This is a genomic window from Methylobacterium oryzisoli (genome assembly GCF_046557895.1).
Lineage (GTDB): Bacteria > Pseudomonadota > Alphaproteobacteria > Rhizobiales > Beijerinckiaceae > Methylobacterium > Methylobacterium oryzisoli.
On record NZ_JBKIBX010000012.1, the window covers coordinates 157,143 to 178,307 of the forward strand.

Annotated in this window: 21 protein-coding genes, 1 tRNA gene and 3 pseudogenes; 15 read left to right on the forward strand and 10 right to left on the reverse strand. The window is 69.6% G+C overall.

Annotated elements, in window-relative coordinates; all coding sequences use genetic code 11:
• Positions 1-39: 39 nt before the first annotated feature.
• Positions 40-1,200, reverse strand: coding sequence for a tRNA guanosine(34) transglycosylase Tgt (tgt, locus tag ACKUB9_RS14335; RefSeq protein ID WP_407523078.1), 1,161 nt, complete (start codon positions 1,198-1,200; stop codon positions 40-42).
• Positions 1,200-2,285, reverse strand: a complete 1,086-nt coding sequence (queA, locus tag ACKUB9_RS14340) for a tRNA preQ1(34) S-adenosylmethionine ribosyltransferase-isomerase QueA (protein ID WP_407523144.1) — start codon at positions 2,283-2,285, stop codon at positions 1,200-1,202. The genes tgt and queA overlap by 1 nt, the downstream gene beginning before the upstream one ends.
• A gap of 98 nt (positions 2,286-2,383) precedes the next feature.
• Between queA and ACKUB9_RS14345 the strand changes: the two genes are divergently transcribed.
• The 3 genes from ACKUB9_RS14345 to ACKUB9_RS14355 all read left to right on the forward strand — a co-directional run bounded on the left by ACKUB9_RS14345 (position 2,384) and on the right by ACKUB9_RS14355 (position 3,432).
• A complete protein-coding gene (locus ACKUB9_RS14345) occupies positions 2,384-2,860 on the forward strand; it encodes a MarR family winged helix-turn-helix transcriptional regulator (protein ID WP_407523081.1) in 477 nt (158 codons plus the stop codon).
• Positions 2,860-3,156 (forward strand): antibiotic biosynthesis monooxygenase family protein, encoded by a 297-nt coding sequence (locus tag ACKUB9_RS14350; RefSeq protein WP_407523083.1) that lies wholly within the window; start codon positions 2,860-2,862, stop codon positions 3,154-3,156. The genes ACKUB9_RS14345 and ACKUB9_RS14350 overlap by 1 nt, the downstream gene beginning before the upstream one ends.
• A 75-nt stretch (positions 3,157-3,231) precedes the next feature.
• A complete protein-coding gene (locus ACKUB9_RS14355; RefSeq protein ID WP_407523086.1) occupies positions 3,232-3,432 on the forward strand; it encodes a hypothetical protein in 201 nt (66 codons plus the stop codon).
• A 147-nt stretch (positions 3,433-3,579) separates the two neighbouring features.
• Here the strand turns inward: ACKUB9_RS14355 and ACKUB9_RS14360 are convergent, their stop codons facing one another.
• Entirely contained in the window at positions 3,580-3,813 is a 234-nt protein-coding gene (locus ACKUB9_RS14360) for a hypothetical protein (protein WP_407523088.1), read from the reverse strand.
• Positions 3,814-4,091: 278 nt separating this feature from the next.
• Between ACKUB9_RS14360 and ACKUB9_RS14365 the strand changes: the two genes are divergently transcribed.
• Positions 4,092-4,979 carry a cation diffusion facilitator family transporter gene (locus ACKUB9_RS14365; protein ID WP_407523090.1) on the forward strand — a complete coding sequence of 296 codons (888 nt, stop codon included), beginning with the start codon at positions 4,092-4,094 and terminating at the stop codon, positions 4,977-4,979.
• Positions 4,980-4,986: 7 nt separating this feature from the next.
• Here the strand turns inward: ACKUB9_RS14365 and lipB are convergent, their stop codons facing one another.
• Complete coding sequence (lipB, locus tag ACKUB9_RS14370) at positions 4,987-5,730, reverse strand: lipoyl(octanoyl) transferase LipB (protein ID WP_407523094.1); 744 nt, start codon at positions 5,728-5,730, stop codon at positions 4,987-4,989.
• 68 nt (positions 5,731-5,798) lie between these two features.
• On the opposite strand from lipB, the gene ACKUB9_RS14375 reads away from it, so the two are divergent.
• The 5 genes from ACKUB9_RS14375 (at position 5,799) to ACKUB9_RS14395 (ending at position 8,919) form a co-directional block, all read left to right on the forward strand.
• Positions 5,799-6,104 (forward strand): FliM/FliN family flagellar motor switch protein, encoded by a 306-nt coding sequence (locus tag ACKUB9_RS14375; RefSeq protein ID WP_407523097.1) that lies wholly within the window; start codon positions 5,799-5,801, stop codon positions 6,102-6,104.
• Positions 6,105-6,236: 132 nt separating this feature from the next.
• Positions 6,237-6,321 (forward strand) — tRNA-Leu (locus ACKUB9_RS14380).
• A gap of 396 nt (positions 6,322-6,717) precedes the next feature.
• Positions 6,718-7,116 (forward strand): response regulator, encoded by a 399-nt coding sequence (locus ACKUB9_RS14385; protein ID WP_407523100.1) that lies wholly within the window; start codon positions 6,718-6,720, stop codon positions 7,114-7,116.
• Positions 7,117-7,265: 149 nt separating this feature from the next.
• The gene (locus ACKUB9_RS14390; protein WP_407523103.1) at positions 7,266-7,454 is read left to right on the forward strand and encodes a hypothetical protein; all 189 of its coding nucleotides are present in this window, start codon (positions 7,266-7,268) and stop codon (positions 7,452-7,454) included.
• A 1,216-nt stretch (positions 7,455-8,670) separates the two neighbouring features.
• Complete coding sequence (locus tag ACKUB9_RS14395) at positions 8,671-8,919, forward strand: hypothetical protein (protein WP_407523106.1); 249 nt, start codon at positions 8,671-8,673, stop codon at positions 8,917-8,919.
• A gap of 275 nt (positions 8,920-9,194) precedes the next feature.
• Here ACKUB9_RS14395 and ACKUB9_RS14400 read toward each other — a convergent pair whose 3' ends face one another.
• Positions 9,195-13,121 (reverse strand): CHASE domain-containing protein, encoded by a 3,927-nt coding sequence (locus ACKUB9_RS14400; RefSeq protein WP_407523108.1) that lies wholly within the window; start codon positions 13,119-13,121, stop codon positions 9,195-9,197.
• A gap of 81 nt (positions 13,122-13,202) precedes the next feature.
• Entirely contained in the window at positions 13,203-14,072 is an 870-nt protein-coding gene (locus ACKUB9_RS14405; RefSeq protein WP_407523111.1) for a response regulator, read from the reverse strand.
• Between the two features lie 169 nt (positions 14,073-14,241).
• Here ACKUB9_RS14405 and ACKUB9_RS14410 point away from each other — a divergent pair, with 169 nt between their 5' ends.
• The 5 genes and pseudogenes from ACKUB9_RS14410 to ACKUB9_RS14430 all read left to right on the forward strand — a co-directional run.
• On the forward strand, positions 14,242-14,925 hold the full coding sequence (locus ACKUB9_RS14410) for a LuxR C-terminal-related transcriptional regulator (RefSeq protein WP_407523114.1): 684 nt from the start codon (positions 14,242-14,244) through the stop codon (positions 14,923-14,925).
• Between the two features lie 100 nt (positions 14,926-15,025).
• Positions 15,026-15,259, forward strand: coding sequence for a hypothetical protein (locus ACKUB9_RS14415; RefSeq protein WP_407523117.1), 234 nt, complete (start codon positions 15,026-15,028; stop codon positions 15,257-15,259).
• A gap of 29 nt (positions 15,260-15,288) precedes the next feature.
• Positions 15,289-15,633 (forward strand): Hpt domain-containing protein, encoded by a 345-nt coding sequence (locus tag ACKUB9_RS14420; RefSeq protein ID WP_407523119.1) that lies wholly within the window; start codon positions 15,289-15,291, stop codon positions 15,631-15,633.
• A gap of 31 nt (positions 15,634-15,664) precedes the next feature.
• Positions 15,665-16,192, forward strand: coding sequence for a Ros/MucR family transcriptional regulator (locus ACKUB9_RS14425; protein ID WP_407523122.1), 528 nt, complete (start codon positions 15,665-15,667; stop codon positions 16,190-16,192).
• A 60-nt stretch (positions 16,193-16,252) separates the two neighbouring features.
• Positions 16,253-16,837: pseudogene (locus tag ACKUB9_RS14430) on the forward strand (carbohydrate porin); the annotation flags it as partial.
• Here the strand turns inward: ACKUB9_RS14430 and ACKUB9_RS14435 are convergent.
• A pseudogene (locus ACKUB9_RS14435) lies at positions 16,770-18,182 on the reverse strand (carbohydrate porin); the annotation flags it as partial. The pseudogenes ACKUB9_RS14430 and ACKUB9_RS14435 overlap by 68 nt on opposite strands.
• Positions 18,183-18,208: 26 nt before the next feature.
• Between ACKUB9_RS14435 and ACKUB9_RS14440 the strand changes: the two are divergent.
• Positions 18,209-19,222, forward strand: coding sequence for a magnesium and cobalt transport protein CorA (locus ACKUB9_RS14440; RefSeq protein WP_407523124.1), 1,014 nt, complete (start codon positions 18,209-18,211; stop codon positions 19,220-19,222).
• Positions 19,223-19,461: 239 nt separating this feature from the next.
• Here the strand turns inward: ACKUB9_RS14440 and gpJ (ACKUB9_RS34430) are convergent, their stop codons facing one another.
• The 3 genes and pseudogenes from gpJ (ACKUB9_RS34430) to ACKUB9_RS14445 form a co-directional block, all read right to left on the reverse strand.
• Positions 19,462-19,797 carry a TipJ family phage tail tip protein gene (gene gpJ / locus ACKUB9_RS34430; protein WP_432760190.1) on the reverse strand — a complete coding sequence of 112 codons (336 nt, stop codon included), beginning with the start codon at positions 19,795-19,797 and terminating at the stop codon, positions 19,462-19,464.
• Positions 19,792-19,977, reverse strand: a pseudogene (gene gpJ, locus ACKUB9_RS34435) (TipJ family phage tail tip protein); the annotation flags it as partial. The pseudogene gpJ (ACKUB9_RS34435) and the gene gpJ (ACKUB9_RS34430), both read right to left, overlap by 6 nt.
• 193 nt (positions 19,978-20,170) lie before the next feature.
• Positions 20,171-20,509 (reverse strand): hypothetical protein, encoded by a 339-nt coding sequence (locus ACKUB9_RS14445; RefSeq protein WP_407523128.1) that lies wholly within the window; start codon positions 20,507-20,509, stop codon positions 20,171-20,173.
• Positions 20,510-21,165 lie beyond the last annotated feature (656 nt).

Sequence of the window (21,165 nt, forward strand, 5' to 3'; positions counted from 1 at the left end):
TGCGCCTGACCGGCCCGTGGCCCGAACATTACGGATTGGTCACGCCCCGGCCGGCCCCTCCGGATCGCGTCCGGCCCGGTCCCGCTCGGCCCGCGCCCAGCCCTCGCGGGTCTCGCCGATGAAGTCCTGCAGGCGCCCGGCCGCGATGGCGCGGCGCAGGCCCGCCATCAGGTCCTGGTAGTAGGACAGGTTGTTCCAGGTGAGCAGCATCATGCCTAAGATCTCGCCCGCCCGCACGAGGTGGTGGAGGTAGGCCTTGGTGTAGAGATGCGCGGCCGGGCAGGCGGATTCCGGGTCGAGGGGCGTATTGTCCTCGGCGAAGCGCGCGTTGCGCAGGTTCATGCGGCCGAAGCGGGTGTAGACCATGCCGTGGCGCCCGGCCCGGGTCGGCATCACGCAGTCGAACATGTCGATGCCGCGGCTCACCGCCTGCACGATGTCGTCGGGGGTGCCGACGCCCATGAGGTAGCGCGGCTTGCCCACCGGCAGGTGCGGCTCGGTGGCCTCGATCATGGCGAGCATGGTGGCCTGCGGCTCGCCCACCGCGAGGCCGCCGATGGCGTAGCCCTTGAGGTCGAGGTCGACCAGCGCCCGCGCGCTCTCGGCCCGCAGCGCCGGCACGTCGCCGCCCTGCACGATGCCGAACAGCGCCCGGCCCGGCTGCTCGCCGAAGGCCGTGCGGCAGCGCTCGGCCCAGCGCAGCGACAGGTGCATGGCCCGCGCGATCGCCTCCCGCTCGGCCGGCAGGCGCACGCACTCGTCGAGCTGCATCTGGATGTCCGCGCCGAGCAGGCCCTGGATCTCGATCGAGCGCTCGGGCGTCAGCGCGTGGGCGGTGCCGTCGATGTGGGAGCGGAAGGTGACGCCCCGCTCGTCGAGCTTGCGCAGCGCCGACAGGGACATGACCTGGAACCCGCCCGAATCGGTGAGGATCGGGTAGGGCCACTGCATGAAGGCGTGCAGGCCCCCCAGGCGCGCCATGCGCTCCGCCCCCGGGCGCAGCATCAGGTGGTAGGTGTTGCCCAGCACCACGTCGGCCCCGAGCGCCTTCACCTGCTCGGGGTACATCGCCTTGACGGTGCCCGCCGTGCCCACCGGCATGAAGGCCGGGGTGCGGATGACGCCCCGCGGCATGCGGATCTCGCCCGTGCGGGCGACGCCGTCGGTCGCCGCGACGGTGAAGCGGAAATGGTCCGTCATCAGGTCTCCGCCCGGAAGAGCAGGCTCGAATCGCCGTAGGAGTAGAAGCGGTAGCCGCGCGCGATGGCCTGCGCGTAGGCGGCCCGCATCGCGTCGAGCCCGGCGAAGGCCGAGACCAGCATGAACAGGGTCGAGCGCGGCAGGTGGAAGTTCGTCATCAGCACGTCCACCGCCCGGAAGCGGTGGCCGGGGGTGATGAAGATCGCGGTGGTGCCCGCGAAGGGCCGGATCGTCCCGTCGGGATCGGCCGCGGATTCGAGCAGGCGCAGGGCCGTGGTGCCCACGGCCACGATCCGCCCGCCCGCCCGGCGCACGCCGTTGAGCCGGGCGGCGGCCTCCGGCGTGATCTCGCCGAACTCGGCGTGCATGCGGTGCTCCGCGGTGTCCTCGGCCTTCACGGGCAGGAAGGTGCCGGCCCCGACATGGAGCGTGACGCGCACCTGCGCGAGCCCCGCCGCGTCGAGCCGCGCCAGGAGGTCGGGGGTGAAGTGCAGGCCGGCGGTCGGGGCCGCCACCGCGCCGGGCTCGCGGGCGAAGACCGTCTGGTAGTCGGCCGCGTCCCGCGCGTCGGCGGGGCGGCGCCCGGCGATGTAGGGCGGCAGCGGCACTTCCCCGAGCCGGGCCACCGCCTCGTCGAGATAGGCCCCCGCGAGGTCGAACGCGAGGGCGACCTCGCCTCCGTCCCCGCGCTCCGCCACCGTCGCGTCGAGGTGGCCGAGATCGCAGGCGGTGCCCTCCGGGCCCGCCCCGAACCGCACCCGGTCGCCGACCCGCAGCCGCTTGCCCGGCCGCGCGAAGGCGCGCCAGCGGTCGGGCGCCTCGCGCCGGTGCAGCATCGCCTCGATGCGTACGCCGGGATCATCGCCGCGGGTGCGCAGGCCGTGCAGGCGGGCCGGGATCACCCGGGTGTCGTTGAAGACGAGGGCGTCGCCCGGCCGCAGCAGGCCCGGCAGGTCGCGCACCGCCGCGTCGGCGGGCGCCTCGCCCGGGCGCACCACGAGGAGCCGCGCCGCGTCCCGCGGCACGACCGGGCGCAGGGCGATCAGGGCCTCGGGCAGGTCGAAATCGAACAGGTCCACGCGCATCGCCACGGCATCTGCACGGATCGCCCCCGCGGATCAACCGGGCCGCCCTCGCAACCCCTATTGACAACATACTGTCAATTCGACAGCATGGTGTCGCCATGAACGATCCCGCCTCCCCCGTCGGAGCCTTCACGGATCTCGTCCTAGAGGTCTTCCGGCTGAACGGTGCGCTGATCGCGGCGGGCGACGCGCTGACCCGCGACCTCGGCCTGACCAGCGCCCGCTGGCAGGTGCTCGGCGCGGTGGCCCTGGCCGGACGGCCGCTGACCGTGGCGGGGGTGGCCCGCGGCATGGGGCTGACCCGGCAGGCGGTGCGGCGGGTCGTGGCGGATCTCGGGGCGGCGGGTCTCGTGGCCTCTGCGCCGAACCCGGATCACCGCCGGGCGGATCTGGTGGTGCTGACGCCGGCCGGCCGGGAGGCCTACGCCGCCGCGAGCGCGCGGCAGGCCGCCTGGGCCGGGCGGATCGGCCGGGAATGCGGGCCTTGCGACTTCGCCGGGACCGCCGCCCTGCTCCGGCGCCTGCGCGCCGCGCTGGAACGGGACGAGGACGCGGGCGTGCCGGAGGAGCCGTGATGAGCGACGTGGTGCTGATCAACCCGTTCGAGGTCGAGGCCGGGGCCGAGGAGGCCGCCATCGCCTACTGGGAGCGGGCCGCCGCGCACATGCGGGCACAGCCCGGCTTCGTGTCGACGGCGCTGCACCGGGCGATCGGCCCGGGCGCGCGCTTCCCGCTCGTGAACCTCGCCACCTGGCGCTCGCCCGCGGCGTTCGAGGCGGCGGTCACGAGTCCCGCCTTCCGCGCCCTCACGCAGGGCGACGCGGCCCGCTTCCCGCATCACCCCGGCCTCTACACCGTCATCCGCACCTGAGCGGCGCTGGCGCCGCGCCTCCCGGGACGCCATCTCTGGGCGACGAAGGCCCGGAGCACCGCCAGGAGATCCCCCATGACCGCTCACTCGACGCTCGATGCCGAACTGATCGCGTGGTGGGACTGCGAGGCCGCGCGCCTCGACGCGCTCGCCGCCTCCGCCCGCTTCGGCTTCATGCGCCGCCATTACGAGCGCAAGGCCGCGGAGGCCCGCGCCCGCGCGCAGGTCAGCCGCGTGCGCGAGGCGGCCCGCCGGGGCGCCCCCGCCCTCTCCTGACCGCCACGGCCGGAGCGCCCGGACCCCTCTGCCGGATCCCTCTGCCGGACCTGCCGCCCCGACCGTTCGCCTCCTCGGCAGCACGGCCCGGGGCCGCGCCGCCGAGGCTTCCGCTCCCGCGGCGTCCGCCGGGCCGGCAGCGGAGGCTCAGCGCGCGCGGTCGTTCCGGTTCATGCGGCGCTGCATCATCGTGCGCTGCTTGCGCGGCGCCATGCGGCTGGAGGGCGTGCCGCCGGGCGCGCCCATCGCGCGCTGCTCACCCGCGAGCGGCCCGCCGGCCTGCGAGCCCGAGTTGTTGTAGGGCGAGCCGCCCTGCGCGAAGGCCGGGGCCGCGGCCGCGGCGAGCACGGCCGCGAGGGCGAAGGTCTTGAGCGAGGTCATCGAACCATCCCTGTCAGCGGCCCTCCGAATCGGGGCCGTATGCAGGAGACGCGCGGGGCGCGCCGAGGTTCACGCCGCTTGCAATCTGCGCGGTTCTGGCGCGCTCCGCGCACGTCAGGCGCGAGCCGGGCGCCGCCGGCACGGCCCCGGGGGGCGGAACGCCTTAGCCGGAGCTAAGAGGTGTGCCGTGGCCTTGGCGGCGTGCCGCCCCGTAGAGGAGGCCCCGCCCCGTCGAACCGGGCGCATGTGACGGAAGCCCTTCCCGAAAGCCCTTCCCGATGAACCGTGCCCAGACCCTCGCCCTCGCCAGCATCGGCCTCGGCCTCGTGGTGCTCGGCCTCAAGTTCGGCGCGTGGTGGGTCACCGGGAGTCTCGCGCTCTACTCGGACGCCCTGGAGAGCATCGTCAACGTGGTGGCGGCGGCGACGGCCTTCGTCGCCCTGCGCGTCGCCGCCCGGCCCGCCGACCAGGAGCATCCCTACGGCCATCACAAGGCCGAGTATTTTTCGGCGGTGATCGAGGGCGCGCTGATCATCGTCGCGGCGGTGATGATCCTCCGGGACGCCGCCGCCGCCGCCCTGGCGCCCCGCCCGGTCGAGATGCCGCTCGTGGGCATCGCGGTGAACGGGCTCGCCACGGTGATCAACGCGGGCTGGGCCTCGCTGCTGCTGCGCCGGGGCCGGGTGTGGCGCTCGCCCGCCCTCGTCGCCGACGGGCGGCACGTGATGGCGGACGTCGTCACCTCGATGGGCGTGCTGGCGGGCCTCGGCCTCGTCGCCGTCACGGGCTGGCTCCTGCTCGACCCGATCATCGCCGCCCTCGTCGCCGTCAACATCCTGTGGTCGGGCTGGGGCATGGTGCGCGATTCGGTGAACGGGCTGATGGATCAGGCCGCCTCCCCCGAGATGCTGCTGCAGATCCGCAGCCTGATCTCCGAGCACGGCGCGGGCGCCCTCGAAGCGCACGACGTGCGCACCCGCCACGCGGGCCAGGCGACCTTCATCGACTTCCACCTCGTGGTGCCGGGCGAGATGACGGTGGCGGAGTCGCACGGCATCTGCGACCGGCTCGAATCCGCCATCGAGGGCGCGCTGCCGGGCGCCGTGGTGACGATCCACGTCGAGCCCGGCGAGCACGCCAAGCAGCGCGGGGTGCCGGTGGTCTGAGGCCGCCTCAGCCCGCCTCGCCCGAGACCCGCACGGTCTCGCTCGAGACCGGCACTGTCTCGCCGAACACCGCCTCGAACCGGCCGCGCAGCACCGCATCCACCTCCGGCATCGTCACCGGGCGGCCGAGGTCGACGAGGCTGGTGACGCCGTGGCGGCGCACCCCGCAGGGGACGATGCCGTCGAAATGCGACAGGTCGGGCTCGACGTTGAGGCTGATGCCGTGGAAGGTCACCCAGCGCCGCACCCGGATGCCGATCGCCGCGATCTTGTCCTCGACGCCCTCCCCCTTCTCGGGCCGGCGCACCCAGACGCCGACCCGGTCCTCCCGCCGCTCGCCGCGCACCGTGAAGGCGTCGAGCGTCGCGATCAGCCACGCTTCGAGCGCCGCCACGTAGAGCCGCAGGTCCGGCCGGCGCCGGGAGAGGTCCAGCATCACGTAGGCCACCCGCTGGCCGGGGCCGTGATAGGTGTACTGCCCGCCCCGGCCGGTGCGATGGACCGGGAAGCGGTCGGGCGCCACGAGGTCCTCGTCCCGGGCCGAGGTGCCGGCGGTGTAGAGCGGCGGATGCTCCACGAGCCAGACGCGCTCGCGCGCCTCGCCCCTTGCGATCGCCGCGACATGCGCCTCCATGAGGGCCTCCGCGGCGGGGTACTCCGTCGTGCCCTCCGTGACGAGCCACTCGACCGGAGGCGAGCCGGGCGTCGGCAGGAGGGCGCCGGGGGCGACGGCGAGGCGCGCGTTTACCAAGACTTCACCCTGTCTGGAGAAAGCTGCGGGCGAACCTGTGCGCTTGGGCGGGGCAAGGAAGCGGGCAAGTGGCGGTACTCGAAGACCTCAAGGTGGACCTCACGGTCGTCCTCGGCCGGACGCGGATGCCGATCCACATGCTGCTGCGCATGGGCCGGGGCGCCGTGATCGAGCTCGATGCGACCGATTCCGATATGGTCGAGATTCTCGCCAACGACCACCCGATCGCCCGCGGACAGATCGTCGTCACCGGCAACCGGATCTCGGTCGAGATCACCGAGCTGATCCGCAAGACCGAGGTGGTGCGCGAGCCGGGCGTGCGCGTGGGCGACGGCGCCGCGGCCTCGCTCGGCGCGCTCGCCGGGATCGCCTGACCACCCCCGCGAGATTCTGCGCCGCCGCGCGCCGGTGCGGCTTGTGGCCCCGGAATCGATCTGGTATTGGCTGCGCCGCTTCGACGGGTTTCACCCCCGCACCGCCGGCCCCGGCCGACGAGGGAGCACTCCGCGGCCGTGGCGGAATTGGTAGACGCGCTAGCTTGAGGTGCTAGTTGGGCAACCAGTGGAGGTTCGAGTCCTCTCGGCCGCACCATCCTGAAACGACAGAGATTTTCAGGATGGCTGCCAGGGTTTGGCACAACACGCCGACCCATGTTTTGCAAATCGTTTTGCAAATTCATCGCTGAAGTCAGTCTGTTTTCGTTCCGCGGTTTTCCGAACCGGAAATGCGAAAGCGCACCGACAGATAGCTTGATGTGCGCCGGGACGAGGCCATACCCCAGCGCATGAGCACCGTTGATTCGCCCTCCCCCACCGTACTCGAATGGTCCCCCGGCCTCGCCGGTCTCTCGCCGAGCCAACTGTCTCGTCGGTGCCGCCGGCCTGCAGGCTCTGGACTGGAGCTTTGCCTCACTAGCCTTGCGTAGCGTCAACCCTACTTACCTGCTCTCCGTCCCTACTCGGGCGTCAGCGTTGGTAGGAATGCGCCATGACCCAGGCGAGCAAGCCAACTCCGTTCGCTGGCAAGCGGCTGCTCGTCGCAGATGATCAAATTATTGTCCGTCAGATCGTCAGTGCCATCGGGGAGAAGCTCGGCTTCGGCACCATCGACACGGCGCAGGACGGGGATGAGGCGCTGCTGATGATGCGCAAGCAGGCCTACGACGTCGTGATCGCGGACTGGAACATGCAGCCCATGACCGGTTTCGAGCTGCTGCGCATCGTTCGAGCTGACAAGGATCTGGCCGCGACCAAGTTCCTCATCATGACGGCGCGCACGGACAAGGACGCCGTCGTGGCGGCCAAGAGCGCGGGTGTGGACGGCTACATGCTCAAGCCGTTCTCGCCGCAGGCTCTTCGCGACAAGATCTTGGCTACGGCAAGCTGACATAGGTGCATCACCGGAGGTCGTGCGCGAGGGCGGAGGAGTCGCGTAAGCGCGTGTATGGACCCTGTAGGGGATGGCCATCGCAGGTGAATGCTCGCACTCCGATCGTCCGCTAAGCCAGTCACGGATCGTCCTCTCGTCGTGTGCGCATGCAGACCCCGTCGACCAACAAGGCGACCGAGTACCGGCAGCTCGCCCGGGATGCGCGCGAGCGGGCAGCGTGGCTGTCGATGAACGATGCCCGCGCGCAGCTCACGGAGGTGGCGCAGCGCCTTGAGACCCTGGCGGATGCCGAGGATGAGCGGGTACGCAGGGGAACGGAGCGGCGCCGGTTCTGAGCACCTCGCCCGCGGTGAGCGGTTCCAGAACTTCTACTGCGCCAATGTAGGGGGCTCAATTGAATCAAGCTGCGCGAATGCGTTAACCTGGGTGAACAAACTCACAGCACGCAGAAGCGCCGATGGACGCTGACCTACTCGCCCGTGCGGACCGCGCCATCAGGAATGCGCAACTGCTCCACGCAGAACTCACCGAGACAAGAGAGCGGACACGGGCGCTCATCTGGGCCACGCGCGTCAGTTATGAGGAGTTCCACGCCATCAGCCGCAACGCGGAGATCGTTGCCCCACGGCGGCGACCCGAGAGGCTGTTGCGACGCGTGTGCCACTGGCGCAGCCTTTAGCAAGGCGCGCGAGAGGGCCGTTGGTGGCGCGGGCTGTTCCATAACACCCGTGCAGCGCACGGAAGTGGCCCCTCCACATAGTGTACCGCAGTCTCTGTGGGTGTCTCACGCCGGCACGCAGTCGAAGGTCACTCTATCGGCGGCCAGCAGGGCCGCACGGAGACGTGGATAGACCGGAGTAGTCTTTCTGCGCGCGAGACCACTGGCATGCCTTGTGCAATACTCAGAATGTCTCGCGCCGGCCCCCCCGGCGATGCGGGACGGCGGGCCGAGTGCATGGGGCCTCAATACCAACACGCGCTCGGCCCGCACCGCCACGTTCAACCTGAGTGAGTGACAGCCGGCGCGATCTTCGCGACACAGAGCGTATGGTGCTGCTGTCCTCCTTCCAGTCGACGCAGGTGGACAACATCATCAGCGGGCTGAGTGTCGGATGGATGAAATCCGACACTCAGCCCGTGCCTCTCTACTGCGCGCACAGGAGCGTCGGCGCAGGGGCAAACAATCGCTCTACGGAGCACACGCCAGGGTGCGGCCGTAGTACTTCTCGGCCGATTGAGCCGCTAAGATCGCCTGCTGCTCGGACCGGCGCTCGCCGAACGCAACCGTGATGGTTCCCTGCCGCAGCCGCCAGCACCAAACAGGTTGCATGCGGCCGTTGCCGGCAGCCCTCTGCCAAACCTCTTGGCTGAAGCTGATGAGTGCGTTGCTTACTGTCATCGCCCGACCATGGCATGCTCCCGCCTCAGCACCAAGCCGGTTTGCCCGATGCTCCTACCTCGTGCGGCCTTCGACTCGGCTGAGACACCCTCTCCCAGTTCAGCGTGCACCCGAAGTCGGGCGCGACCCGCGGAGACTGGTGCGGCCTGCTGATGCCCTGCCTGTACACCTCTTACAAGGCCAAGCGCGTCACCGACGACCTGACCACCGCCGTCGCCAACTACCTCGCTGATCCGACGCCGGGCCCGCGCGAGGTCGCGCCGGGCATCGCGCTCGACATCGCCGCGGCGATCGAAGCGAATGCTTGGGCGCGGATCTTCGTGCGTGCGCGCGGTTTCTCTGCCGAGCAGCAGGCCTCCGCGATCAAGACGGCCGTGTTGCTAGCACCGATCAGGGACTAACCTGGGTGAGGGGCGCTTCAGCTCAGACCTGCTATATCGCGCCGATGCATGATACTCAGCTGCAGCGCCTCGCCGACTTCCTAGATCAGACTCGATATCTATGTATCCAGCAAGCTCGACTGCACCTTCAGCAGCAGCTGCTGCGTGTTGAGATGCGACGTCGTGTTCTTGAGCTTGCGAGTGAGCGGATGGAGCAAGCGGCGATCAGCGAGGAACGCAAGTGGCGCCGAAAATTCGGCGTCTGATTTTGTCGACAATATGGGCGAGGCGGACGGCTATGTGGGTTTCGCTGAAGCCCTTTGCACGCACGGCTTGAGGTGCAGGCCGATTTCACGCCCACCCGCCAGCCCAATGCCTGCCGGCGCGTCCAAGTCGTCACGCATGCTCTCGGCCATCCTCGCGGAACGGTGAGCGTGGCGGCGCACCCTGTCCAGGACCGCGGCGAACGCGGCTATGCCCTCGGATGCCACCCGCGCCTCATCGAACACCTCAAGCGCATGGCAGGTCGCCGCGACCTCGGTGAAGCCGATCATCCCCGCCGCGGAGGATAGCGAGTGGGCGCGATGGCGGAGCCAGGAACGGCTGTCCTCGTTGCCGGGATCCCCCTCGAAGCTGGTATCCAGTTCCTGGACCATCATCCCGAGAACCTCGCGAAGGCGAGCCGGCGACAGGAAGCGACTCACCTCGCGGTAGGCGTCCTCGTCGAACTCGACGGGAGGCGGGTTTCGAGAGGATACCGCGGCCGACGTCGTATCCTGCGACAGCCAACGCTCCACCGTCGCATAAAGCCTTTCCCGGTCGAACGGCTTGCCGACGTGGTCGTCCATGCCGGCGTCGCGGAAGGCGGAGACCTGCTCCGGCAGCACGTTCGCCGTCATGGCGATGACCGGCAACCGCGACACGGGTCCCGGAAGTGCCCGAATGTGGCGGGTCGCCGTCATCCCGTCCATGCCCGGCATCTGCACGTCCATCAGCACCAGGTCGAAGGCCCGCTCCCGGACCGCGTCAACGGACGCCTGACCGTCCCCGACCGTCTCCACCACGTGCCCGGCGCCGCCGAGGACCGCCCGCGCGAGTTCCCGGTTGATGGGGGAGTCGTCGACCAGCAGCAGGCGTCCTGTCCGGCGGGGCGCGGCCGCCAGGGCCAGTGTCGTCACCTCAGCGGGCGCGAAAGTCCGCGGCATGCGCACGGTGAACCAGAAGGTGGAACCGCCTCCTTTTACGGACGAGACACCGATCTCGCCGCCCATCAGCTCGACGAGGTGCCGGCAGATGGCTAGCCCGAGACCGGTGCCACCGAAGTCCCGCTGGATCGATCCGTCAACTTGGCTGAAACGCTGGAACAGCCGGTGCTGCTTGTCCCTCGGGATGCCGATGCCGGTGTCGATGACACGGAAGCGCAGGAGGTCGGCGCCGGAGAAACCCTCCGCTGGCGCGACGTCGAGGGTGATCGACCCGGACGCCGTGAACTTCACCGCGTTGTTGAGCAGGTTGAACAGCACCTGCCGCAGGCGGTTCTCGTCGCCCTTGAGCCAGCGCGGCAGGCCGGGGTCCATGCGAAGCCTGAAATCCAGGCCCTTCGCATCCGCCGGACCTCGGACGATTGAGACGCAGTTATCGACCATGGCCAGGAGCGGGAACGGCCCTTCGACCAACTCGATGGCCCCCGCCTCGACCTTCGAGAAGTCGAGTATGTCGTTGACCACGGTGAGAAGCGCGTTGCCTGACGAGCGCACGAGCTCGGCCTGGCGACGGTTGCCCGGGTCGAGCCGGCCCGAGGCCAGCATCAGGTCGGTGAAGCCGATGACTGCATTGAGCGGCGTGCGGATCTCGTGGCTCATCGAGGCCAGGAAGTCGGTCTTGGCGCGGTTCGCCCGCTCGGCCTCGGCGCGCGCCGCCTCGGCCACCGCCTTCGCCTCCGCCAGCGCGATCTCGGCCGCCTTGCGCGCGGTCGTGTCCAGAGTCAGCCCAATGACCCGGGTCGTCCGCCCTGAGGCGTCCGCCTCAACCCGCCCGATGGCGGTGATCCAGCGCATGCCGCCATCGGGCAAGGGCACGCGGAACTCGGTGGTGTAGCCGCCACCGGTCTCGACGGCGCCCGCAAGGTCTGCGAGGACCTGGGGGACGTCGTCGGCGTGCGCCAGCGGCTTCCATTCGCGCTCGACGTCGAGCTCGGTTTTCCGATCCGGCAAACCGTGCTGGCGAGCGCATTCGGCCGAGAACCGCACCCGCCCGGTCGCGACCTCGTAGTTCCAGGTGCCGGCTTGTGCGGCCTTCATCTCGGCCTCGTGCCGGTAGCGTTCGCTCAGGTCCATGGCGATGCCAAGGAAACCCAGGTCGGTCCCGTCCTCCGCGCGCAGGAGGGTGACGTTTAGCAGCACCGGCAGGCGTTCGCCGCTCTTGGTGACGTAGGTCCACTCGTCGGGATCGGGCTGGCCGCGACGCGCCTTGGCCACGAACACCTCGAACCCCGGCTCGACGGTTCGGCCCAACTCCCGCGATAGGCTCGCGGCCCGCCGCCCGACCTCGGCCGGGTCGTGGAACACCCCCGGGGACTCCTTGCCCACCAGTTCGCCGGCGATGTAGCCCAGCATCCGCTCGGCGGCCGGGTTGAACAGGGTGATGGTCCCCTGCATGTCCGTGGCGATCACGGCGTAACCCGCGTGGTCGAGGATGGCCCTCTGCAGGGCCGATCCGGCCCGCAGCGCCGCCGTCCGTTCCGCGACCTGCCGTTCGAGCGATGCGTTGACGGCGCGGATGCGCTCGTCGGTCGCCGCCTGCTCGGTGATGTCCCGCGTGACAGCCGCGACGCCGGCGACTGAACCGTCCGGGGCACGGATCGGGGAGGCGGTCACCTGAACCGGGAAGACCGTGCCGTCCTTGCGCACCCTGAAGGTCGAGAACGGCGGCACCGCCTCGCCGCGGCGGATGCGCAGGAGGACGTCCCGCTCCTGCGCCCACAAGTTCCCGGGGACGATGAAGTCCTCGGCCTTCCGACCGATGGCCTCCTCCGCGGGATGGCCGAACAACCGCTCCGCGCCCGGGTTCCAATCCGTGACGACACCGTCGAGGGACTTGCCGACGATAGCGTCGTCGGCGTTCTCCACGATGGCTGCCAGCCGTGCCTTCGCGACCGCCGCGAGCACCTCGCGGCGACGCCCCGCCAGGCGCAGGTAGACCACCCCCGCCAGCAGCAGGGCGCCGACGAGCACCACGATGGCCACCGTCGCCGGCGCGTAGAGGTTCAGGCCCGCCAGGAACGCCGGCCGCGCGGCCACGTCGACGTCCCAGTTCCGGCCATAGACCGAAAGCCGCCGGGTCGTGGCGAGGCCACTCGCTGGGGCCTCGGTCGCATCGCGGCCGGCATAGAAGCGCGTGACCGCTTCCGGTTCCACGTCCCGGATGGCGACGTCGAGCTCCGTCGCGTCGAGGTCGAGGCCCGCCAGCACCTCGTCGATGATCAGCGGGGCGTAGGTCCAGCCGAGGGTTGAGGCCCGACGACCGGCCGCCGTGTCCGCGGGTGCACCGCCGCGCAGGATCGGAAGGAAGAGGAGGAAGCCACGCTCCTTCATGCCGGAGGCCTGCACGAGGGTTATCGGTGCCGTCAACGACGCGGTCCCAGTCTCCATGGCCCGAAGGGCGGCCCCGCGACGGTGCTCCTCGGAGGCGACGTCAAGGCCGACCGCCTCGCGGTTGCGTGCCAGCGGCTCGACGTACTGGATGACCCAGCGCTCGCCGTCGTGCGGCTTGATCTGCCGGATGCGGAAGTCCGGGGCTCTGTCGCGCCGCGCCGCCTCCGAGAACGCCGCCTCGTCCGCCTCCGGCACGCGCCGGATGAAGCCGAACCCGCGCGTCCCAGGGAACTCGCGGTCGATGTCACGGCTCTCGGCGTACCGGTGGAAGCCGTCCCGCGTAATGCCGTCCTCGCCGGCTGACAGGACGGCTCCGCGGGCGCCTCGCAATGCGTACTCGTAGCGGTCCATGCGCCCCTCGACGAGCGCGGCCACGCGGATCGCCGCGACCTGGAAGCGCTCCGAGGCGACGCGCCCGTTCCTCGAATGCGTCCACTGGGCCGCCGCGAGCGCCGCCACCAGCCCGAGGACCATTACCGATAGCGCGGCGACGCACGGCGCGGGACAAGCCGCGTTCCACCCCCGGGACGCGGCGCCCTTCTCGCGTGCGTTCGATCCGATCCAGGCCATGTCCAGAATCCCCCAATCGAAGACCTCACGGGAAAGCTGCGCGTTTCTCCGCGCTTGACGCCCTCCGACCGGTCCCGGCCCTCAAACCGCCTTCCAGTCCATCCGGCGCAGCGCGCCCTGCCCGAAGCGCGGGTCGCCAGTGACCTCCCGCCCGACCCAGTCGGGCAGGGGCACCTCCTGGTCCTCGCCCTCCAACTCGACCTCGGCGGCGACGAAGCCGTCCAAGTCGCCTTCGTAGACGTCGACCGTCCAAGTCAGGCCCGCGTAGGGCACGCTGTGCCGGACCTTGTCGATCCGGCCGTCGTCGAGGACGGACGCGAGGAGGGCGTCCGCTTGGCGAAGGGACACCTCGCACTCGAACTCCATGCGACTGAAGCCTGTCCGGGGGCCCTTCACCGTCAGCCACGCCCGGGTGCCGTCCTTGCGCACACGAACCTTCATGCCGCCTGCCGCGCCGATCAGCCCGTCCGAAAGGTGCCGGCGCTCGATGACCTGCGTCCGCCAGCCCTCGTCACGCACGAGGAACTTGCGCTCGGTCTCCAGGCGCAGCGTCCACGTCTCGGCCATGAGGTTCGACACGCCGCCGCACATGACCGCCCGCATGAGGACTGTGAGCTGCCCGACCACGTAGGGCTTCTCGAGGAAACACGATCCCGGAACCATGTGCCGGGCCTCGACGGCCCGCCCGGAGAGGTAGACCACCGGCAGGCGCGGCCTTAGCGACCGGACCTCTGCGGCGAGGAAAAGCCCGTCGATGGAGCCGGGCATGTGGACGTCGGTGACGAGCGCGTCGAGCCGTTCTCCGTAGGCCACGTATTCGAGCGCGGTGATGCCGTTCGAGCAGGTCACGGCCTGGTAGCCCGCGGCCTCCAGCTCGGCGGCCACAACCCGCAGCGCGATGGGGTCGTCCTCGGCGATCACCACGACGGGCCTCCTGACCGGTTCCTGCATGGGGCGCTCCTCGTCGGACGGCGCGATGACGCGCCGGATCCACACGAAAACGCTACGACGCGTCGGGCTGCGGGAACCAGTAGGCTTCCCGGCCATCATCCTGTGCCCGAATAGTCCACCTGGACTAGCGTCGTTGTCGCGAGGCCTCCGAAAACCGGGATAGTCGCCCATGACCCGCCATTCCGGAAAAGCTGTGGTCGCCGACGACGACCCGTTCTTCCGCATCGCCCTCGCCAGCATCCTGACCGAGCACCTCGGCGTCCCCGAGATCCATCAGGTCGGCTCCCTCGACGAGGCGCTGGAGGCGCTGGCCGAGAAGCCGGACATACGCTTCGCCCTGTTCGACCTCGACATGCCCGGCATGGAGAGCCCGGCCAGCTTGTCCGCCGTGCGGGAGTGCTTCCCAGAGGTGCTGACCGTCGTCGTCTCCGGCTCGACCGAGCGCGAGGACGTCTTCCTCGCGCTGCGTGCCGGCGTGCACGGCTTCGTCCCGAAGGGCTCCAATGTCGAGTCACTGATCCAGGCCCTGCGGATGGTATTCGACGGCTTCGTCTACGTGCCGGCCTTTGTCACGCGTACGCCCGGCGGCGGCCCGCCCGAGGCGGCGACCCCAACGGCATGGCGCGAAGCCGCCGCGGACCCGACCGCGGCCCTGACGCCCCGCCAGCGCCAGGTGCTCGACCTAATTGTCGCCGGGCAGTCGAACAAGGAGATCGCGCGATCGCTGTCACTCGGCGAGGGGACGGTGAAGATCCACGTCGCCGCCCTGCTGAAGGCGCTCGGCGTCCCGAACCGGTCGGCGGCCGCGGCCTGGGGCGGGGCGAACTTCGCCCGCCCCCGTGCCGCCCCCTAGGCCACTTGGTCTATCGGGGCGGCCAGGACAGTCCGCCAGGCCGAGATGACGCCCGGCATGGGCCGTGGCCTAACAGGGCATCCATCGAGGCACGACCGGCATGACCCACCTCCTCATCCCTCCGGCGCTCGCGGCGGCCGCCCTCGGCGTCGGCTTCGGCCTACGCCCCGTGCAGGCCCCTCTCCCGGGCGCGCTTCCGACGCTGGCGGTGATTTCCGCCCCCTTCGGCGCGGAAGCCATACCGGGGCGCACCATCGCCCACCCCGCCATGCCCGCCGCCGACCCAGTCCGGTCGGTGCGCGTGGTGCTGGCGTCACCTTTCACCGGACATTGAACCCTATCCCGATCCGACGCGAGGACCCCATGCAGGACACGCCAGCCGACCTCAATCCGGAAACCCACCATCAGGTGGCCAAGCTGCTGGGCGCGGCGCGGGCGGCCGAGATGCTGGGCCTGCTTCGGGATTCGCTGGTCCGGCTCGGCGACATGCCCGTGCAGGAACTCTCCAGCCCGTCCTCCCTGGCCCTGGTCCACCGCCTCAAATCGGAATCCGGCCTCATGGGCTTCGACCGGCTCTCGCGGGCCTGCGAGGCAGTCGACACCGCCGGCGCCCGCGGCGGCGTCCCGCCGGACGATCTGCAAAACCTGCGCGAGGCCGTCGTCTCGGCACTGGCCATGGCCGACACGCTCGGCAAGCCGGGACCCTGACGGCCCATTCCCTCCAACCGAGGTCACCACCATGAACAAGCCCGAACCGCGCGCCTCGGCGGACACGGTCGCCTTGTCGTGCCGTATCGTCTCCGCTTACGTCTTGGGCAACGCCGTGCCAGTTGACAGGGTGCCCGCCCTGATCGCGGACGTCCACGCGACCCTCGTCGGCCGACGCCAGGCCGCGCCGGAGCCGGCCGCGCCGTGGTCACCCTCGCTGGCCCAGATCCGGGCCTCGCTCGGTCCAGGCGGCATCTTCAGTTTCAAGACCGGCAAGCGCTACACCTCGCTCCGGCGACATTTGGGTAGCCTCGGCCTCAGCCCGGACGCCTACCGAAGGAAGTGGGGCCTGCCGTCCGACTACCCGATGGTAGCCGCCAATTTCGCGGCGCAACGCTCCGAGCTCGCCAAAGCATCGGCCTCGGCCGGCTGCGGCAGCAGCGGCCCGCCTGATGACACACAGGCAGTGGCCGGACTGCCAGGACAGCTCCGGCCACTGCCTGTACGGCCCCCGCGAGGCAATCCGGCTCGCACGCGGGAGGGCGGCGGAGTCGCGTAAATGAGTATTATGGAGCGTGATCACGACGGCCTCAGAAATCCACGTGCAACCGGGCGGCGAAGAAATCGGCTGGGGTTCTTCTCCAACGTCGGCAACGTCGCCGACTTCCGCCAAGTGGCAGCCCTGACCCAGGCTGGGGTGTTCGACGACGCCGTGACGGCATCCACGCTGACGCGCCGGCCGCGCCGCAAGACCGGGTTCTACGCCAACCTGGAGCAGGAACTGACAGACGAACTCGGTTTGTTCGCGCGGGCGAGCCTCAACGACGGGCGCAACGAGAGCCTGTCCTTCACCGACATCGACCGCTCGTTCTCAGGAGGCTTCTCGCTGAAGGGTAGCGCATGGGGACGCCCGAACGACACAGTCGGCGTCGGCGCCGCGGTCAACGGCATCACGCGGGCGCACCAAGCCTTCTTCGCGGTTGGCGGCCTGGGCCTCCTGATCGGCGATGGGCGTCTGACCCGCTACGCCCCAGAGAGTGCGTTCGAGGCGTTCTACGCGGTGAGCCTGACAAAGGCGATGACGGTCACGTTCGACTATCAGCACGTCGAGAACCCGGCCTACAACCGCGAGCGGGGCCCAGCCGCAGCACGCCCGGCCGGTCCAACTCGGCTAGCCTGTAGCGCCCCTCGAACTCGACGTTGATCCCGGCCCGCTCGAACACGCGCGGGTCGAGCACGTCGCTGGAGGGCTGCTTGGGTACCTGGGTGTAGGCGGCCCGGATCGCGAACTCCTTGCGGTTGTACTCGGCCACCACGCCTTGCGTGAACCCGGGCAGGTTGGCCGGGAAATCCCAGGCCGAGGAGGCCCAGATCGACCAGTTGAAGAAGTCCACGCGTGGGTCATGGGCGTACTTGTTGCCGTCGAAGAAGTCGCCCAGCGCGAACTTGCCCGCCACCACGGTGATCCGCTCGATGTCCCGGCGCGTCGCCACTTGGTTGGGGCCGTCCGGCACGTCCTCGGTCTGTCCACCGAGCCCGAAGGTCTGGCGCACGAAGTAGCGGTTCGAGCGCAGCCGCGGGAAGGCGGCTCCGGCCTTCTGTGCCTCGCCGTTGACGAAGCCGGCCACCCCGGTCGTGCCCGACAGGCCGAAGCCCTGGCTGAACTCGGGGTTGTAGTAGAGTTCCGTCCCCTCCCACAGCTTGAACCCGGCGAAGATGGTCGCCGTGGTGGTCTGCTGCGTCTGGGCCGGCACGAGGCTCTGCGGGCCGAGATATGGGGAACGGAAGCCTGGCACGCCCTGCGCGATCAGCGTGGTCTGCCCGTGCAGGGAGTAGCGGTCACCCTCGCCGCTGCCGGGGTCGTGCGGTGCGACCTCGTCCTCCTCCGGCGGCAGGCGCAGACCTTCCGGGAACCACAGCAGCCGCGCCATGACCTGGTTGCCGGTGGCCGCGGCCCGGGTAGTCACTGGGCCGCCGGCCAAACCCGGCACGGTGCCGAGGTTGAACCGGCGGCTCTCACCAAGATCGACGTAGCGGTAGTCGATGCCCAGCGCGAAGTTGGGGTGGAAGGCGAACTGCGCCCCGGCTCCGATCGTGAAGCCGAGATAGCCCTGCTCGGCCCGCGCCGTGAAGAAGCCGCCACTGATCAGGTCCGGGTAGGCCGCGATGAAGCGTGAGTTGGCACCGGCCAGACCAAAGCTGGCGTAGACGAGATAGCGCTCGAAGCTGTAGCCGAGCCGTGCGCGCACGGAGCCATAGAGATCGGTCTTGGCCCGGAGCAGGCTGAGGTCCGGGTCGAGCGCCTCGTAGCCGAAACCAGGAGTGGCCAACGACAGGGGCCGCTTGAGGTTCGCCGCCGAGATGTCGGCCTCCAGGCCGTAGGCCCACGGTCCCGTCTGCCACGTCCATCCGCCGAACAGGCCGCCGACCGCAGTGGTGGCATTCTGGCCCTGATCGCGGCTGCCGGTGGTGTCACCGGTCCGGAACGCCGGAACGGCGCGGCCGCCGATCGTCGTCTGGTCGAAGTTGAAGGCACCGTATGACGCACCAACCACCCGACGGATGACGCGCAAAGATGGCCCTCACGCCCACCGCACCTGCACCCATCTCAGCCCAGAAACCCGGCGTCGTCATGTCTGCCGCCTATGCCGACGGCCGCCGTGTCTCGGACGTGAACATCGAGGATGCCGGCGAGTGGGCACGCCGGCCCGGCCACCTGGTCTGGATCGGCTTGTACGAGCCCTCAGCTGAGCTGCTGGGCCAAGTCCAAACGCAGTTCGGCCTGCACCCGCTGGCCATCGAAGACGCGCAGACCGCGCACCAGCGGCCCAAGCTCGAACGCTACGGCGACTGCCTGTTCGTGGTCGCCCGCACCGCTCAGATCGCGCAGGGACGAATCGCGCTCGGCGAGACGCACCTGTTCATCGGGCGCGGCTTCGTCGTCACCGTGCGCCATGGTACGTCCGTCTCCTACTCCCCGGTGCGCGAGAAGACCGAGTCCTGCCCCAAGCTGCTCGCACACGGCGAGGATTACATCCTCTACGCCGTGCTTGATTTCATCGTCGACAACTACGCGCCCGTCATGGAGACGGTGCTGGCTGAGGTGGAGGGCATCGAGGACTGCATCCTCAAACGCGAGCTGCGCCCCGACGAGGTCGAGCGGCTGTATCTGCTGCGGCGCGACCTCCTGCGCCTGCGCACAGCCGTGGTGCCGCTCGTCGAGGTCTGCCGCAAGCTGGAGCATGGCGATATGGTGGCCATCGATGATGAGATGCAGCCCCTATTCCGGGACGTCTCCGACCACCTGCGGCGGGTGCAGGATGAGATCGATGCTGTTCGCGAGGTGCTGGCCTTCGCCTTCGAGGCGAGCCTGATGCTCGGTCAGGCCCAGCAGACGGTGATCACTCGACGGCTCGCGGCCTGGGCCGCCATCCTGGCGGTGCCGACGGCGATTGCCGGCATCTACGGCATGAACTTCGAGCACATGCCGGAGTTGAAATGGGAGTACGGTTACTTATTGGTACTCGGCGGCATCTTCGCTGTCTGTGCTGTCTTGTACTGGCGTTTCAGGAAGAATGGGTGGCTGTAGTAGCCCAAGATGCGCCACAACTGAGCGCAAAAATCAGTTATTTTAGTGCGCTACAACAGAATGCATTCCGGGAGCATCTTCACGGCTTGCTATCTCCAGTTCAACACGCACGGTTGAATAACCTGAACTGGTGGATGCGCGACGGTTGTGATCTTAAGTCATGTTGAATCGTGCGCCGGAAAGAAAAAGCCCGCCGCGGCAGGGCCGGGCGGGCTTCGGGGGCGCGTCGGGGCGCCGGATCAACGGTGGTGGGTTTCCCGGCGGGAGCCGCGGTGCTGGCCATGATGCCGGCCCGTATCGGCGTCCATGTCGTCGAACCGCTCGTCTTGGAGCGCCGTCAGCGAGAAGAAGACGATGTCCGACTGGCTCGTCCACTTGTCCTGGCTGTTGTTGAACGGGTCGGTGTCCGGGGTGATCCGGGTGACCCGCACCTGCCAGGGCGAGGACGTGCCCGCCGGGTTGCGCGGCAGGTTGATCTCGAAGGTGTCGAAGGCCGGGCTGGTGTTCTTGCCCGTGATCTGAATGTCGCCCAGCTGGTNCGAGGACGTGCCCGCCGGGTTGCGCGGCAGGTTGATCTCGAAGGTGTCGAAGGCCGGGCTGGTGTTCTTGCCCGTGATCTGAATGTCGCCCAGCTGGTTTACCCAGGGGCCGCCGCTGTAGCGCGCCTCGATCCTGAACTGGACCACGTTCTCCCGCACGCTGCCGTCCGACTTCGCCAGGAACAGCGACGGGTACTCGATGATGATCCGGGCACGGTCGGTGCCCTCGGCCCGCCGTTCGCCAGCCGGCTGTCGCCCACGCCAGCGAGGAAATTGTTCAGGAGGGCGGGAAGACCTAAAGCCGGGCTAGCCGGAGCCCACGCACGGCCGCCAAGGGCGACCCGTGCAGCGACGCCCTGGCCCCGGAGCGGGCGGATGCCTGGGAGCCCGAGCGCCATCGCCGTGCCCCTTACGCCGCCGCCGCCCAGGCGAGCTTGTCGCCGGCGGTACAGGGGATGTAGCGGGTCTCACCAGTTGGGATCGGCACGCGGGCCGCCTGACCCTCGCCGCTGGCCTGGGACGCGTCCGGCGCCGCGCCGACAGCCACGAAGATGTCGCGGTCGGCGCGGATCTCGAAGCACAGGACCGGCGTGCCGGTCGGCTTGTTGCCGGCGGCGGCGGGAGCGGCCGCCGTTCTGCTGCTCGTGCCCGCGCTGGTCATCGTCTGCGACCAGGCCGGTCCGAACAGGCTGACGCCGCCGCTCGTGTAGGCGAAACCGCACGCCACATGGACGCCCGTGAAGGCCATGTCTGTCTCCTCGGTGGTGGAAGCGTTCAGGGCGCGGGGGGCGCCGTCCGATGCCGGTGGCGGTGGGTGATCCAGACGAGGCCGCAGCGGGAGTTGCGGAGCCACTGGCCAGGGCGACGTAGGCCGGGTAGCCGCTAGACGTTTGCGTCGGACGCGCTCGTGATCACATCACGCTGTGTCGGGGGAACGCGCGAAAGGCCTAGCGGCAAACCCTTGATGCTAGACACCCATCCGCGAGGTCCTCTCCGGGTGGCTCTCTGCCATTCGCGCACACATGACCCCAAGGCGAAGATGCGCCGCGGCCACTAATCCGCAGTCCTCCTCCGGAGCTCCCGTATCAGCCGTAAGGCGGACCTTCCCACCTGGGGTCGCCCTCCGGACTCACCGAGCGTGTCACGGATAATCAAGCCGACGAGACACGGCCTGCGTAAGGTGCGAAGCGCCGGCACGAGCGCGGAAGTGAGGAACATGTTTAGGAGGAAGACAGCGGCTGCCGCCGGCTGACCAAGACGCACCTGCGCCCTGGCGTGCGCGGAGATTGCTAACTGGGAACTACGACGATGGTGCCAGCCGCAAGGTCCACTGCTCTGTACCGCCCGCGGTTTGTGAGACACCGATTTAAACCCTATGCGGCGAGAGCCGCCGGTGGAAGCTGC